The sequence below is a fragment of the Pseudomonas sp. dw_612 genome, assembly GCF_018449725.1.
Taxonomy (GTDB): domain Bacteria; phylum Pseudomonadota; class Gammaproteobacteria; order Pseudomonadales; family Pseudomonadaceae; genus Aquipseudomonas.
Genome location: NZ_JAAVVC010000017.1, coordinates 68937 through 82110, shown reverse-complemented (window position 1 = coordinate 82110; position 13174 = coordinate 68937). Strand labels below are relative to the sequence as shown.

General features: G+C 59.4%; 16 protein-coding genes. 10 read left to right on the top strand and 6 right to left on the bottom strand.

The window, feature by feature from the left end:
• Positions 1-44: 44 nt before the first annotated feature.
• Positions 45-1232: a gephyrin-like molybdotransferase Glp gene (gene glp / locus HB680_RS23125; RefSeq protein WP_213940850.1), complete on the bottom strand. Its 1188-nt coding sequence runs from the start codon at positions 1230-1232 to the stop codon at positions 45-47.
• A 22-nt stretch (positions 1233-1254) separates the two neighbouring features.
• Positions 1255-1794, bottom strand: coding sequence for a molybdenum cofactor biosynthesis protein B (gene moaB / locus HB680_RS23120; RefSeq protein ID WP_213940789.1), 540 nt, complete (start codon positions 1792-1794; stop codon positions 1255-1257).
• An 81-nt stretch (positions 1795-1875) separates the two neighbouring features.
• On the opposite strand from moaB, the gene mobA reads away from it, so the two are divergent.
• Both mobA and HB680_RS23110 read left to right on the top strand, forming a co-directional pair.
• On the top strand, positions 1876-2478 hold the full coding sequence (gene mobA, locus HB680_RS23115) for a molybdenum cofactor guanylyltransferase MobA (RefSeq protein WP_213940788.1): 603 nt from the start codon (positions 1876-1878) through the stop codon (positions 2476-2478).
• 77 nt (positions 2479-2555) lie between these two features.
• Positions 2556-2777 carry a YgdI/YgdR family lipoprotein gene (locus HB680_RS23110; protein ID WP_213940787.1) on the top strand — a complete coding sequence of 74 codons (222 nt, stop codon included), beginning with the start codon at positions 2556-2558 and terminating at the stop codon, positions 2775-2777.
• A gap of 80 nt (positions 2778-2857) precedes the next feature.
• Here the strand turns inward: HB680_RS23110 and HB680_RS23105 are convergent, their stop codons facing one another.
• From HB680_RS23105 to HB680_RS23095, 3 genes are all read right to left on the bottom strand, one after another.
• Positions 2858-3748, bottom strand: coding sequence for a pseudouridine synthase (locus tag HB680_RS23105; protein ID WP_213940786.1), 891 nt, complete (start codon positions 3746-3748; stop codon positions 2858-2860).
• A gap of 71 nt (positions 3749-3819) precedes the next feature.
• Entirely contained in the window at positions 3820-4140 is a 321-nt protein-coding gene (locus HB680_RS23100; protein WP_213940785.1) for a transcriptional regulator, read from the bottom strand.
• A 151-nt stretch (positions 4141-4291) separates the two neighbouring features.
• Positions 4292-4528: a glutaredoxin family protein gene (locus HB680_RS23095; protein ID WP_213940784.1), complete on the bottom strand. Its 237-nt coding sequence runs from the start codon at positions 4526-4528 to the stop codon at positions 4292-4294.
• 220 nt (positions 4529-4748) lie between these two features.
• Here HB680_RS23095 and HB680_RS23090 point away from each other — a divergent pair, with 220 nt between their 5' ends.
• Positions 4749-6461, top strand: a complete 1713-nt coding sequence (locus HB680_RS23090) for a monovalent cation:proton antiporter-2 (CPA2) family protein (RefSeq protein WP_213940783.1) — start codon at positions 4749-4751, stop codon at positions 6459-6461.
• Here the strand turns inward: HB680_RS23090 and HB680_RS23085 are convergent.
• Positions 6458-7666 (bottom strand): ammonium transporter, encoded by a 1209-nt coding sequence (locus tag HB680_RS23085; RefSeq protein WP_213940782.1) that lies wholly within the window; start codon positions 7664-7666, stop codon positions 6458-6460. The genes HB680_RS23090 and HB680_RS23085 overlap by 4 nt on opposite strands.
• Positions 7667-7972: 306 nt before the next feature.
• Between HB680_RS23085 and HB680_RS23080 the strand changes: the two genes are divergently transcribed.
• The 7 genes from HB680_RS23080 to HB680_RS23050 all read left to right on the top strand — a co-directional run bounded on the left by HB680_RS23080 (position 7973) and on the right by HB680_RS23050 (position 13171).
• Positions 7973-8287 (top strand): YqjD family protein, encoded by a 315-nt coding sequence (locus HB680_RS23080; protein WP_133838233.1) that lies wholly within the window; start codon positions 7973-7975, stop codon positions 8285-8287.
• 1 nt (position 8288) lies between these two features.
• Positions 8289-8678, top strand: coding sequence for a phage holin family protein (locus tag HB680_RS23075; RefSeq protein WP_213940781.1), 390 nt, complete (start codon positions 8289-8291; stop codon positions 8676-8678).
• Entirely contained in the window at positions 8675-9016 is a 342-nt protein-coding gene (locus HB680_RS23070; protein ID WP_213940780.1) for a hypothetical protein, read from the top strand. The genes HB680_RS23075 and HB680_RS23070 overlap by 4 nt, the downstream gene beginning before the upstream one ends.
• Before the next feature lie 127 nt (positions 9017-9143).
• On the top strand, positions 9144-10307 hold the full coding sequence (locus tag HB680_RS23065; protein WP_213940779.1) for an EAL domain-containing protein: 1164 nt from the start codon (positions 9144-9146) through the stop codon (positions 10305-10307).
• A gap of 68 nt (positions 10308-10375) precedes the next feature.
• Positions 10376-11707, top strand: a complete 1332-nt coding sequence (locus HB680_RS23060) for a deoxyguanosinetriphosphate triphosphohydrolase (RefSeq protein WP_213940778.1) — start codon at positions 10376-10378, stop codon at positions 11705-11707.
• 176 nt (positions 11708-11883) lie between these two features.
• Positions 11884-12288: a response regulator gene (locus HB680_RS23055; RefSeq protein WP_213940777.1), complete on the top strand. Its 405-nt coding sequence runs from the start codon at positions 11884-11886 to the stop codon at positions 12286-12288.
• Positions 12289-12544: 256 nt separating this feature from the next.
• Entirely contained in the window at positions 12545-13171 is a 627-nt protein-coding gene (locus HB680_RS23050) for a response regulator transcription factor (protein WP_213940776.1), read from the top strand.
• Positions 13172-13174 lie beyond the last annotated feature (3 nt).

The window sequence follows — 13174 nt, the reverse complement described above, 5'->3', positions numbered from 1 at the left end:
GACGCAAGGCCCGACTCGATCAACCGGGCTTACGTCGGCGTGAATCAGCCCAAGACTTCACTCAGAGGGATGAAATTGACGAAGTCACCCTCGATCAACGTGCGGTCTTCAAGCACTTCCACCAAGCCTTCAGCCCAGGCGGCGCTGCGCAGTACGCCAGAACTCTGATTCCTGTAGAGGGTTGCCCGACCCTTTTCAAGGCGCCCGCGCAGGTACTCCCGTCGATTGCCGGCCTTGGGCCAGACAAACCCTGCTGGCACCGGAAACTGCAGCGGTTCGACGTCCTGGACACCTTGACGGCGCAGGAGATAAGGCCGAGCCAGCAAGGCAAAGGTCACCAGGGTTGACGCCGGGTTACCCGGCAGGCCAATCACCGGCACGCCACGGAAATGCCCGAACGTCAGCGGCTTGCCGGGTTTGATGGCGAGTTTCCACAGTGTCAGCTCGCCCTCTTCGCGCAAGGCAATGCCCAGGAAGTCGGCTTCACCCACTGACACACCGCCAGTGGACAGAATCAGGTCGACATTGGTCAGTTCGCCCAAGCGAGCGCGGGTCACCGCCAGATCATCCACCAGGATCCCAGCATCAATTACCTCGCAGCCCAAACGCTGCAACCAGCTGCAAAGCAACACGCGATTGCTGTTGTAGATCTGTCCCGGACCCAACGCCTGACCGGGTTCGATCAATTCATCACCGGTGGACAGCACCGCCACACGCACCTTGCGCACCACCGCCAGTTCCGCGCATCCCAGAGATGCCGCCAACCCTTGCTCGATGGGGCCAAGGCGCGTGCCGGCCGACAAGACCAACTCACCCACAGTGGTTTCCTGGCCCTGGGGACGAATGTTCTGGCCGGGCGTCATGGCTTCAGTGAAAACCACACGCTCATCCGCCTGGACCTCAGCGTTCTCCTGCATCTCGACACAGTCGGCACCAGCAGGCACCGGCGCACCGGTAAAGATTCGTGCGCAGGTCCCCGGCTGCAACGGTTGCGGGGCCTGGCCAGCGAAAATCTTCTGGCTGACCACCAACGGTTCACCGCTCCAGTCGGCAACGCGCAAGGCATAACCGTCCATGGCGCTGTTGGGCCAGGGCGGTAAATCCAGCGTCGAGATCAGATCCTCCGCCAACACTCGGCCTTGAACCTGGGCCAACGGCAAGCGCTCGGTTTCACGAATCGGTGCCGCTTCAGCCATTTCCAGCAAACGTGCCAGCGCCACCTCGACCGGCATCAAGCTGCCGGTCTTGCCCGGCTTACCCACGGGATTCACAGGGTGCCGCCTGTTTCAGGTGAGGGACGAAATTGCACGGGCGGTGCCGCGAATCCAGTTGCTCGGCAAGAATGCCATCCCAGCCGGTACGCACGGCGTTGGTCGAACCCGGCAAGCAGCAAACCAGCGTGCCGTTGGCCAAACCAGCCAATGCCCGGGACTGCACGGTCGAGGTGCCAATGTCCGCCACGGAAATCTGCCGGAACAACTCACCAAAACCATCGACCTGCTTATCCAGCAGGCAACTCACCGCTTCCGGTGTACTGTCGCGGCAGGTGAACCCGGTGCCGCCGGTGATCAGCACCACTTGCACTACATCGTCGGCAATCCAGTTGGCGACTTGCGCACGAATTTTGTACAGGTCATCTTTAAGCAGCACCCGTGCCGCGAGGTTGTGACCGGCAGCGCTCAGGCGGTCGACAAAGACCTGGCCGGAGGTGTCGGTTTCCAGGGTGCGGGTATCGCTGACCGTCAGTACCGCGATGTTGAGCGGTGCGAAAGGTACATCAGCCTTGGCTTTCATAGGCTCGTCCAGTTGTAGGGAAAACAGCCCGGTGTTATATCACAGCGCCTCAATTTTTTGCCGCCCCCATGGAGAGCTGCCATGACGTCAAATACCCCGTTGCCGACCTGTTCAATTCTGCTCCTGGCGGGTGGCCGTGGCCAGCGCATGGGTGGTCAGGACAAAGGGCTGATCGAATGGCACGGCGAACCGCTGATTGCGCATCTGCACCGCAAGACCCGCGCGCTGAGCGATGACCTGATCATCTCCTGTAATAGAAACCAGGAAACCTACGCGCCCTACGCCGACCAACTGGTGGTGGACGATCACGCCGGTTTTCCCGGGCCGCTGGCCGGTATCCGTGCGGGTCTGAAAGCCGCCCGCCATTCGCATTTGCTGGTGTTGCCCTGTGATGTGCCGCGTATCGATGCCGCGCTGCTGCAAGGCATGCGCGAAACCGCCGCACAGCATCCGGACAAGCCCCTGATGCTGCGCCACGGCGATCATTGGGAGCCCTTGCTGTGCATTATTCCCGTTGCCCTTTCCCTTGCGTTCGAAAACGCCTGGAACGAAGGCGAACGCAGTCCCGGCCGAATCATGCGGCAATTGGGCGCAACTGCCCTGCAATGCCCGGACAATGACCCTCGGCTGGCCAACCTGAACACACCCGAACTGTTAAGTGCACATAAGTGTGTGTCAGACTGACACGAGAAGGAACTTGCGCCAGCCGCATACGTCTACACGTTTAGTAACCAAAAGAATTCATATTCGGAGACACACTCATGACTCAACGGACCCTCGCCACTTTCATGCTCGCACTGGGCCTGGCCACCCTCGCCGGTTGCTCGTCGCCAACAGTGATCACCTTGAATGACGGTCGTGAAATCCAGGCCGTCGACCAGCCTAAATACGATGAAGAGTCGGGTTTCTACGAGTTCGAACAGCTAGACGGCAAGCACACCCGCGTCAACAAGGATCAGGTTCGCACTGTTAAAGAGTTGTAATCTTTACAGCGACAACCGGATACACAGAAGCCCGCTATCAAGCGGGCTTTTTCATGGCTGCGCAACAGTGCGGCGCCTGATCACCACTGCAAGGTGATGGTGCTTTCAAAGGCGCGTTCCTGCCCCGTCACCGGGTCCACAAAGCGCAGCCCCTGGGCCAGCAGTTTCAAGGGGTTGGCATAGTCATCCTCGACGTCCTTGAGTACCTGCGGATAGAACGGATCATTGCAGATGCTGGCGCCCAAGGCCGTCATGTGCACCCGCAACTGATGCTTTTTGCCCGTGACCGGGTAGAGCCCGTAGCGCCAGAGTTCGCCGTTTTTCTCCCGGACCTCGACCGCCGTCTCGGTATTGCTGACGCCCGGCCCTTCCTGCATGCGGAAGAACGGTTCGCCGTCCACGAGGCGGCTTTTATGCACCAACGGGAAGGACAACTCAGGCAACGCCCGAGCAATCGCCTCGTAGCGTTTTTCAATCTGGCGCGTCGGAAACAACGATTGATACGCCGAGCGTGTCTGCGGATTGGCCGAAAACAGCACCAGCCCCGCTGTATGCCGGTCAATACGATGCAAAGGCACCAGATGCGGGTTATCCAACCGGTGGATCAGCCGCCGCAGCAGTGTTTGCTCCACGTATTCACCAGCCGGTGTCACGGGCAGGAAATGCGGTTTGTCCGCGACCACCAAGTGTTCATCGGCATACAGGATCGACTCGACCACCGGGATCGGCTTCTCGTCTGGCACTTCACGGAAATAGTGAATCCGCAGGCCTTCCTTGTACGGCAGGTCCAGGGCGATCGGCTGGCCATGGCCGTCGAGGACTCGGCCGCGAGCGATGCGGTCCAGCCATTGTTCACGCCCGATAGCGCCGAAGTGCTCGCACAAGCAGTCGAGCACGGTCTGCCACGGGCCTGGTGGCAAGTAGAGGGTGCTGGCCTGGCTGTGTGCAGCGGAAAACGATGAAGTGGACATACGAACGCTCTAACCCTCAATACAGGGCGGCATTATCCAACAGCGGCCGAATCGAACCTAGCGGAGATTCCTCAAGCCGGAATCGACTGCGTCCGCGCCGCCGCTTCGGTGAATTCCTTGAGCCAGCGCAACACATCCACCGCTTCCCAGCGGCCAGGATCGTAAAGCGCGTACATCAAGCCCTGATACCCCACGACGTCCAGTTGCCGGTGATAGCCCGCGCGCTGGAACAAGGCTTCGATCTCGGCGAAACAGGTGTTGAAGTGCAGCTTGTTGAAGGGGGTTTTGCCTTCGGTGACCAAGCCATCCAGTCGCAGTTCGAGGACTGCCTCGCGCACCACGTCGATCGACATCCGGTTCACGCTGTTCTTCAATTGTTCGACATTGACCACGGTTCATCCCTCTGACTAGCGGGATCACCTGGCCAAATCCGTAATAGGAGGACGCAGGGCAGGCAATCCGAATAACTGTATGAACATACAGTAACCGAATAACCTGATTTTCGCCAATGGCGGAACTCGTCACCGCGACGGGTGGGGACACTCAGCGCAAGAACGCCACGACTTGTTCGCCATCGAAGGGCCAATCGAGTTCAGCGCCGGTATCGAGGCGCCGCAACACCGGGATCCGCAGGCCATAGTCTTCGACCCAGCCTTCGTTTTCCGCGATATCGACCAACTCCACCATCAAACCGTGATCGACCATAGGCATCATTATGGCTTCGGCAACTTCACAAAGATGGCAACCCAGGGTGCCAAACAGCCGACATTCAGGAGGCATGACAAACAGACCCGATAAAGTAAGCGCTCATTCTAGGCCCCGTCGCCACAAACCGTCGAGCCAATGCCCTTGAGGCCTGCAGACGTCCAGGTCAGTCAATTGCAAAAGGTTTCGGCAATTCCCTGACGCATATCATTTGCGCGGAATCCGCTTTGCGCGATGCTCTGGACTTTTTTTGCCTCTACGCTTGGGTAGCCCGACCCCATCACCGGAGTTTTCAGTGTTTGCCAATCTGTTGATCATCCTCGCCTCCTCCCTGGTGGTCATTGCGCTGTTCCGGCGTTTGCGCTTGCCGCCGGTGCTCGGCTACCTCTGCGTGGGCCTGATGGTCGGACCCACGGCGCTCGACTGGGTCAACGAAAGCGACGAACTGCCGGACCTTGCCGAGTTGGGCGTGGTGTTTTTGCTGTTCTCCCTGGGGCTCGAATTTTCCCTGTCGAAAATGCTCGCATTGCGCCAAGTGGTGTTCGGCCTCGGCAGTCTGCAAGTGTTGGGTTCGGGGATGCTGCTGGGGGCCTTGCTGATGCTGTTCGGCGTGTCGGTCACCCCGGCGCTGTTGCTCGGTGCCGGTCTGGCGTTGTCATCCACGGCGATTGTCAGCAAGGAATTGGGCAGTCTTGGGGAGATTTTCAGCAGCCACGGCCAGAACGCCATCGGCGTGCTGCTGTTCCAGGACGTGGTGGCGGTGTTGCTGCTGACCCTGGTGCCGGTGTTCGCCGGCAGCAGCGATCAATCCTGGTATTGGGCGCTGCCCCTGACGTTGGCCAAGACCGTTTTGCTGTTTGTTGGCCTGCTGCTGGCCAGTCGCTGGTTGCTGCCCCGACTGTTTCAGGAAGTGGCCGCCTCCCGCTCAGCCGAACTGTTCGTGCTGCTGGCCCTGGTGATTGTGCTGCTGACCGCCTGGCTCACGCATTTGATGGGCCTCTCCCCTGCTCTCGGCGCGTTCCTGGCCGGCATGCTGCTCGGGGAAAGCCATTACCGGCATCAGATCGAGGCGGATATCCGGCCGTTCCGCGACATCCTGCTCGGATTGTTTTTCGTCAGCATCGGCATGCTGATCGACTTGCAGCTGTTTGCCAGCCATGGCTTGCTCATCCTTGGCCTGACCCTCGGGTTGCTGCTGATCAAGGGCAGTGTGGTTGCGCTGCTGGTCAAATGGCGCGGCAGCGATGGCGAAACCGCGTGGCGCAGTGGCCTGGCGCTGGCTCAGGGTGGAGAGTTCTGCTTTGCGTTAATGGCGCAGATGCAGCAGAACAAATTGATGCCTGCCGACCTCGGTGGTCTGCTGCTGGCCGCGACGTTCTGTTCGATGCTGGTCACGCCGCTGTTGCTGCGCGCCGCGCCAAGCATCGCCGCGCGCCTGCACCGCAAACCCAATGAGGAAGCAAAACTCGAGGAAATCAGCGCGCTCAACGCCGGGTTGCACGGCCATGTGGTGATTTGCGGTTATGGCCGCGTGGGGCAGTCCATTGGCCGTTTTCTGCACAACGCACAACTCACTTACATCGCCCTGGACAACGACCCGGTGCGGGTTCAGGAAGCAGCCGCCGGTGAAAGCAGCGTGCACTATGGCGACTCACGTCGCGGCGAGTTGCTCGCCGCCGTCGGGCTGGAACGTGCGCGCTTGCTGGTGATCGCGGTGGACCAGACTGACATCGCCTTGCTGATTCTGAAGGAAGCGCGTCGATACAACCCGAGCGTGCCGATCCTGGTGCGCACCCGGGACGACAGTCAGTGGGCCGAATTGAAAGCGGCCGGCGCCAATGAAGTGGTGCCGGAGTTGCTGGAGTCGAGCCTGATGCTCGCCTCCCATGCGCTGATCATGCTGGGTTTGCCGGCGCATCAGGTGCAGGAGCGCGTCGATCAGGTCCGGCATGATCGCTACAGCTTGCTGCATCGGTTTTATCCCGGTGCTGATGATGAGGAAAACTAGTCCTGGCTCACGGCGCCGATCTTGTGCACCGACAAGTCAGCGCCGTAATACTCTTCTTCCTGACTCAGGCGCAAACCGTGGAATGCCTTGATCGTGCCGTACACCGCAAAGCCACCGGCCAGGGCCACGATCACGCCCAGCGAGGTGCCGATCAACTGACTGATCAGGCTTACACCGCCCAAGCCGCCCAGCGCCGTCTGGCCGAAGATGCCGCACGCGATCCCGCCCCAAACGCCGCACAAACCGTGCAACGGCCAGACACCCAGCACATCGTCGATATGCCATTTGCCCTGGGCCGCGGTAAAGCACCAGACGAACAATGCCCCGGCGATCGCACCGGTCAGCAGCGCGCCCACGGGGTGCATCAGATCGGAACCGGCGCAGATCGCCACCAGCCCGGCCAGCGGGCCGTTATGCAGGAAGCCCGGGTCATTGCGTCCGACGATCAGCGCCGCCACGGTGCCGCCGACCATGGCCATCAGCGAATTCACTGCGACCAGGCCGCTGACGCCTTGCAACGTCTGCGCGCTCATGACGTTAAAGCCGAACCAGCCGACGATGAGAATCCACGAGCCCAAGGCCAGGAAGGGAATGCTCGACGGCGCGAACGCCACCAATCGACCGTCGCGATAACGTCCGTTCCGGGGCCCCAGCAACAGCACCGCCGCCAGCGCCAGCCAACCGCCCATGGCGTGGACCACCACGGAACCGGCAAAGTCATGGAAGCTGGCGCCAAAGCGCTGCAGCAACCAGGCTTGCACACCGTAGTTGCCGTTCCAGATCATGCCCTCGAAAAACGGGTAGATGAACGCCACGATCAACGCCGTCGCGCACAGCTGCGGAACGAAGCGTGCACGCTCGGCAATGCCACCGGAAATGATCGCCGGGATCGCCGCCGCGAAGGTCAGCAGAAAGAAGAATTTCACCAGACCGTAACCGTGATCGGCATTGATCACCGCCGCCGGTTGCATGAAAGTGACGCCGTAGGAAATCCAGTAGCCTATAAAGAAATACGCCAACGTCGAAATGGCGAAGTCGCTGAGGATTTTCGACAAGGCATTGACCTGGTTCTTTTGTCGTACCGTGCCGACTTCCAGAAACGCGAAACCCGCGTGCATGGCCAACACCATGACCGCACCGATCAAAATGAACAACGTATTGGAGCTGTGGACCAGACTGTCCACAGCGCTTTGCAGATTATCCATGGGGTTGGCAGACCTGAAGGCTAAAAGAGCACCAAAGCAGTTCGCGCAGGCAATCGACGCACCAAATTGCGGCCCGCCGGAATCAACGTGTTGATTCCAATGAACCGCTTTGGCGCACAAGGTCATCACCTTTGCGCGGGTTTCGATTATTTGAGTTATGGTTTTGCTCAAATCATGCCCAGCAACAGCGCAACGGCGCAGGCTGACGCACCATGACATAGCAAAAGTTGTACCAGTCATTTGTACTGAACCTTCGCCCAAGGCTCATACTCGAACGCATCAGAAGCCACTTACGGAGATTTACCCATGGCCAGCATCAAGGCAAAGACTGCTCAAGAAATCCTGATGAACGATTTTCAGACCCTGGTCAGCGATACCGAACGGTTGCTGGAACACACCAAATCCATCGCCGGCGATCAGGCCGATGAATTGCGTGACCAGATCCACGACAGCCTCTTGCGTGCTCGCGAAACCCTGAAACTGACCGAAGACTCGCTGCGCCAGCGCGGCCAGGCAGCGGTCACCGCGACCGAAGATTACGTTCAGGCCAACCCGTGGCAATCGGTCGGCATCGCTGCTGGCGTGGGCTTCCTGATTGGCCTGCTGGCCACGCGTCGCTGATATGACTATCGGCGAATCCGGCCCGTCCGCGACGGGCACAAGCGCTTCCTCGCGGCGACTGGGTGCAGCATTTCTAGGCTTGCTGCACAGCCATGTCGAATTGTTCGGCATCGAATTGCAGGAACAGAAGGCCCGCACCGTCAGCCTGTTGCTGTTTGCCGGCCTGGCGCTGGTCTTTGCCTTGCTGTTGCTGGTGGGGTTGTCGACGCTGGTGTTGATCCTGTTTTGGGACACCTATCGCCTGGCCGCGATCATCGGGCTTTGCGTGTTCTACACCCTTGCGGCGATTTTCTGCGGGATGCGTCTCAAGGCTGCGGTATTCGATGAGTCCTCGCCCTTCCATGGCACCCTGGAAGAATTGGCCAACGACCGGGAGCGCCTGCTGCCATGAGCCTGCCTGAATTGCCTCACAACAGTTCGCGCACCGAAATGCGCAAGGCGTTGATCCGCTTGCGCATGGAAATGCATCGCCAGGAAATCCGCCACGAATCCGCACAATTGCTGCAACCCCTGCAGCGAGTGCGCGGGATGACGCAAAACCTGCAAGACGGTTTCGGCATCAAGCACGCTCCGCTCTGGGGCATGGCCGCCGTGACCCTGCTCGGTTTTCTGACCGGCAAGGGCGCCAAGAACGGTGGCGTCAGCAGTCTCACGCGCCTGGTGCAACTGGGCACCAGCCTGGGGCCGCTGATCAAGCTGGTGCTGCAGGGTTCCTCGAACAAACACTGATCAGTCACTATCTGGCTGCATTCTTGCAATGCCACCGGGATTGAACCTCTTTATCGAGGGGTTCAATCCTGCATGCCTACCCGGCCTCAGGCTCAATCCAAAAACAAAACCTCACTAAGGAGGCCTCGTGATCGACGGGCAACCGCTCGCCTGCTTTCAGCCGTTCATCGATACCGCCACCGGCCGTATCGCGGGCGTCGAAGCATTGGGTCGACTGCGCCAGGCCGATGGTCAATTGACTTCCGTCGGGCCGCTGTTCGCCGACCCGCGAACCCCCGCCATCGCCCTGCGTCGCCTCGACCGGCAGATTCGCGATAATGCCTTGAGCCGTTTACATGAAGCCCCTGCGGACTGGTTTCTGAGCTTGAACATGTCGCCGCGCTGGATCAGCCGCTTGCGTCCGGATCAGGCCCTGCCCAGTCTCAAGCAACTGGCCAGACACGGGGTCGATCCGCAACGCATCGTCTTCGAGATCACTGAACTGGGTGGCGACAGCCAGCGCCTGGCCGACGTCGTGGCACGATATCGCCAGGCCGGCGCGCGGATCGCCATCGATGACTTTGGCGCCGGTTACTCACAACTCGATCGCGTGCTGGCCCTGCAACCCGACATTCTCAAGCTCGACATGCGCCTGTTTCAGGCCGCCGCACTGGGCGGGCCGAGCAGCGAAGTGGTCAAGGCCCTGGCGCTCATGGCCGAAAAAACCGGGTGCTGGATCATCGCCGAAGGCGTGGAAACCGAAGCTCAGCTGAATTTCGCTCTGGAGTGCGGTTCACGTTATGTGCAGGGATTTCTGTTCGCCCGGGCGCAAACCGATTTCTTTGCCACCGACGCTTTCGTCGACCAGTTCGCGCAACTGCGCCAACGCTATGTTCAGCGCAAGCTGATTGAGCGCGGGCAACTGATGGTCATGCGCCGGCAGCTCAGCGAGCTGATGGCGATTCTGCAGGATTGGGCCCAGGCCCGCGCGCCCATCAGCGCCCTGCCCCAGCTCGACGCGTTTCCCTGGCTGTTGCGCTTCTACCAATGCGATCGCCACGGCACGCAGCTGACGCCCAACCTGGAATGGCGCAACAATCGCTGGGAAGCCGACGACCGCTACCTGGGCCACAACTGGTCATGGCGCCCGTACTTCTATCACCTGCTGGCCGAAGGCTGGGATGAGCGGCGGCTAACCCTGTCCAACACCTACCGCGATGCCACCAGTAACCAGTATTGCCTGACGGCGGGACAGTTTTTCGACAACGGCGAGCGACTGCTGCTTATCGATATCGACGCCGCCGGCCTGTAGTTCCGCTTGCAGGCACTGATGCGAACCGGGAAGCTAGGGCATCAGTCACTTGACGGAGAGAACCAGCCTTGGATTGGCAAACCCTGCTTACTCGCGAACGCCTCGGAAAGCCTGTGCACAGCCCGGAAGAACTCGGCCGCAGCCCTTTCCACAAAGACCACGACCGCATCATTTTCTCCGGTGCGTTCCGCCGCCTGGGGCGCAAGACTCAAGTCCATCCGGTGTCCAGCAACGATCACATCCATACGCGCCTGACCCACTCGCTGGAAGTCAGTTGCGTCGGCCGCTCCTTAGGCATGCGCGTGGGCGAAACCATCCGCAGCGCCCTGCCCGAATGGTGCGAACCGAGCGATCTGGGCATGGTGGTGCAATCCGCTTGCCTGGCCCATGACATCGGCAATCCACCCTTCGGCCACTCCGGCGAAGACGCGATTCGTCATTGGTTCCAGCAGGCCGCCGGGCGTGGCTGGCTGGATGCGATGAGCGAGGTCGAACGCAACGACTTCCTCAATTTCGAAGGCAATGCCCAGGGCTTTCGCGTGCTCACCCAACTGGAATATCACCAGTTCGACGGCGGTACGCGCCTGACTTACGCCACCCTGGGCACCTACCTGAAATACCCGTGGACGGCCAAGCACGCCGATTCCCTGGGCTACAAGAAGCACAAGTTCGGCTGCTACCAGAGCGAACTGCCGCTGCTGGAACAGATCGCGCACAAACTCGGCCTGCCGCAATTGGAAGAACAACGTTGGGCTCGTCATCCGCTGGTGTACCTGATGGAAGCCGCCGATGACATCTGCTACGCGCTGATCGACCTTGAAGACGGCCTGGAAATGGACTTGCTGGAATACGCCGAAGTCGAGTCATTGCTGCTGGACCTGGTGGGCGACGACATTCCGGAAACCTATCGCCTGCTCGGTCCGCAGGATTCCCGTCGGCGCAAACTGGCGATCCTGCGCGGCAAGGCCATCGAGCACCTGACCAACGCCGCCGCCCGCGCTTTCGTCGAGCAACAGGACGCTCTGTTGGCCGGCACGTTGCCTGGCGATCTGGTGGAGCACATGCACGGCCCCGCCAAGCGTTGCGTGCTGAATGCCAAGGACATGGCGCGTAAAAAGATCTTCCAGGACAAGCGCAAGACGCTGCACGAAATCGGCGCCTACACCACCCTGGAAATCCTGCTCAACGCCTTCTGCGGCGCGGCGCTGGAACAGCACAACGGGCGCACGCCGTCCTTCAAGAGCCGCCGCGTACTCGACCTGCTGGGTAACAACGCGCCCGATCCCAATGGCCCGCTGCATACGTCATTCCTGCGCATGATTGATTTCATCGCCGGCATGACCGACAGCTATGCCAGCGAAATGGCCCAGGAAATGACGGGGCGCTCAGTCCACGGATAAAAGCCCCTGAATCAGCCGCGTCAGATCTTTCTGAGCGGCTGATTGAGCGGCCCGGCCTTCAACTGCATTTCAACGCACACAGAATCCCCCTACAGGTTGCGCTGAGCAAACTGATCGATTACCCGGCTGAGTCACGGAATAATCAAGCCCTCACTGCTGGAGGCGTATTCCGTTTCATGCAAACCCCTATATTGAAAAACGACTGGCGCATCTTGCTGGTGGAAGATCATCCCTTTCAGCTCATGGCCACTCAGTGCCTGCTGGAGAATTTCGGTTTCACTCAACTGACCGCCACCGACAGCGCCGCAGGCGCCGTGCAAAAGATGCTCGGAGCGAGGCAGCCATTCGATATTCTGCTGTGCGATCAATGCCTGCCCGACCTGCCCGGGCTTGAGTTGATCCAGTTCGCCAGTCATCGGGGAATGATCAGGCAAGCGATACTGCTGAGCAGTTTGACGGCCCTGGAACTGGACGGGCTTGAGCAGCAGGCCAGTGAACACCGATTACCGCTGTTGGGCTGCTTGACCAAACCGCTGAAACAATCCGACTTCAGAGATTTGTTGACCTTGGCCCGGGCATAAGAACAAGCGAACTTCCGGCCGTTGCAACACACCATTGAATGCTGCGTGTAACTTGCACTGTAAACATCATCAAATTCCGATTACACAATCGGAACTTTCACGCTTCCTCATGCAAAACCTAGTTGATACGTAGTCCTATTCTTTTTCATTTGTAGGAATCGTCCTATATTGCCGCTATAGACCCGTCCGTTCATGCGCCCTCTCAATTAACTGAGCTAAGGTGCGCGCTTTATTCGCGCACGTATGGGACTGGATTATGAACTCCGTTTTTATTGTCGACGATCACCCCGTCATCCGCCTTGCTGTCCGGATGTTGCTGGAACATGAGGGTTATAAAGTCGTGGGCGAAACCGATAATGGGGTCGATGCGATGCAGATGGTTCGTGAATGCATGCCCGATTTGATCATTCTCGACATCAGTATTCCCAAACTTGACGGACTGGAAGTTCTCGCCCGTTTCAATGCCATGAGTACACCGCTGAAAACACTGGTACTGACCGCTCAATGCCCGACACTCTTCGGTATTCGCTGCATGCAGTCTGGTGCCTCGGGGTATGTATGCAAACAGGAAGACCTCAGTGAACTGGTGAGCGCCATCAAGGCCGTACTGTCGGGTTACAACTATTTCCCCAGCCAGGCCTTGAACCCTGTGCGCCCGGATGACGTCCGTTACGCAGAACTTGAACTGTTCAAATCCGTCAACGACCGCGAACTGATGGTATTGCAACTTTTTGCCCAAGGCCGCACCAACAAGGAAATCGCCAAAGGCATGTTCCTGAGTAACAAGACTGTCAGCACTTACAAAAAACGACTCATGCAAAAACTCAAGGCCAAATCCCTGGTAGCACTCATCGAGATGGCAAAACGTAACGCGTTAGTGTGAGAA

Bases quoted from the DNA above. Each gene is read 5' to 3' on its own strand.
- HB680_RS23070 (WP_213940780.1), top strand. From the start codon at position 8,675: ATGAGCCTGCCTGAATTGCCTCACAACAGTTCGCGCACCGAAATGCGC.
- HB680_RS23105 (WP_213940786.1), bottom strand. From the start codon at position 3,748: ATGTCCACTTCATCGTTTTCCGCTGCACACAGCCAGGCCAGCACCCTC.
- HB680_RS23085 (WP_213940782.1), bottom strand. From the start codon at position 7,666: ATGGATAATCTGCAAAGCGCTGTGGACAGTCTGGTCCACAGCTCCAAT.
- HB680_RS23110 (WP_213940787.1), top strand. From the start codon at position 2,556: ATGACTCAACGGACCCTCGCCACTTTCATGCTCGCACTGGGCCTGGCC.
- HB680_RS23050 (WP_213940776.1), top strand. From the start codon at position 12,545: ATGAACTCCGTTTTTATTGTCGACGATCACCCCGTCATCCGCCTTGCT.
- HB680_RS23075 (WP_213940781.1), top strand. From the start codon at position 8,289: ATGACTATCGGCGAATCCGGCCCGTCCGCGACGGGCACAAGCGCTTCC.
- moaB (WP_213940789.1), bottom strand. From the start codon at position 1,794: ATGAAAGCCAAGGCTGATGTACCTTTCGCACCGCTCAACATCGCGGTA.
- HB680_RS23095 (WP_213940784.1), bottom strand. From the start codon at position 4,528: ATGCCTCCTGAATGTCGGCTGTTTGGCACCCTGGGTTGCCATCTTTGT.
- glp (WP_213940850.1), bottom strand. From the start codon at position 1,232: ATGCCGGTCGAGGTGGCGCTGGCACGTTTGCTGGAAATGGCTGAAGCG.
- mobA (WP_213940788.1), top strand. From the start codon at position 1,876: ATGACGTCAAATACCCCGTTGCCGACCTGTTCAATTCTGCTCCTGGCG.
- HB680_RS23080 (WP_133838233.1), top strand. From the start codon at position 7,973: ATGGCCAGCATCAAGGCAAAGACTGCTCAAGAAATCCTGATGAACGAT.
- HB680_RS23055 (WP_213940777.1), top strand. From the start codon at position 11,884: ATGCAAACCCCTATATTGAAAAACGACTGGCGCATCTTGCTGGTGGAA.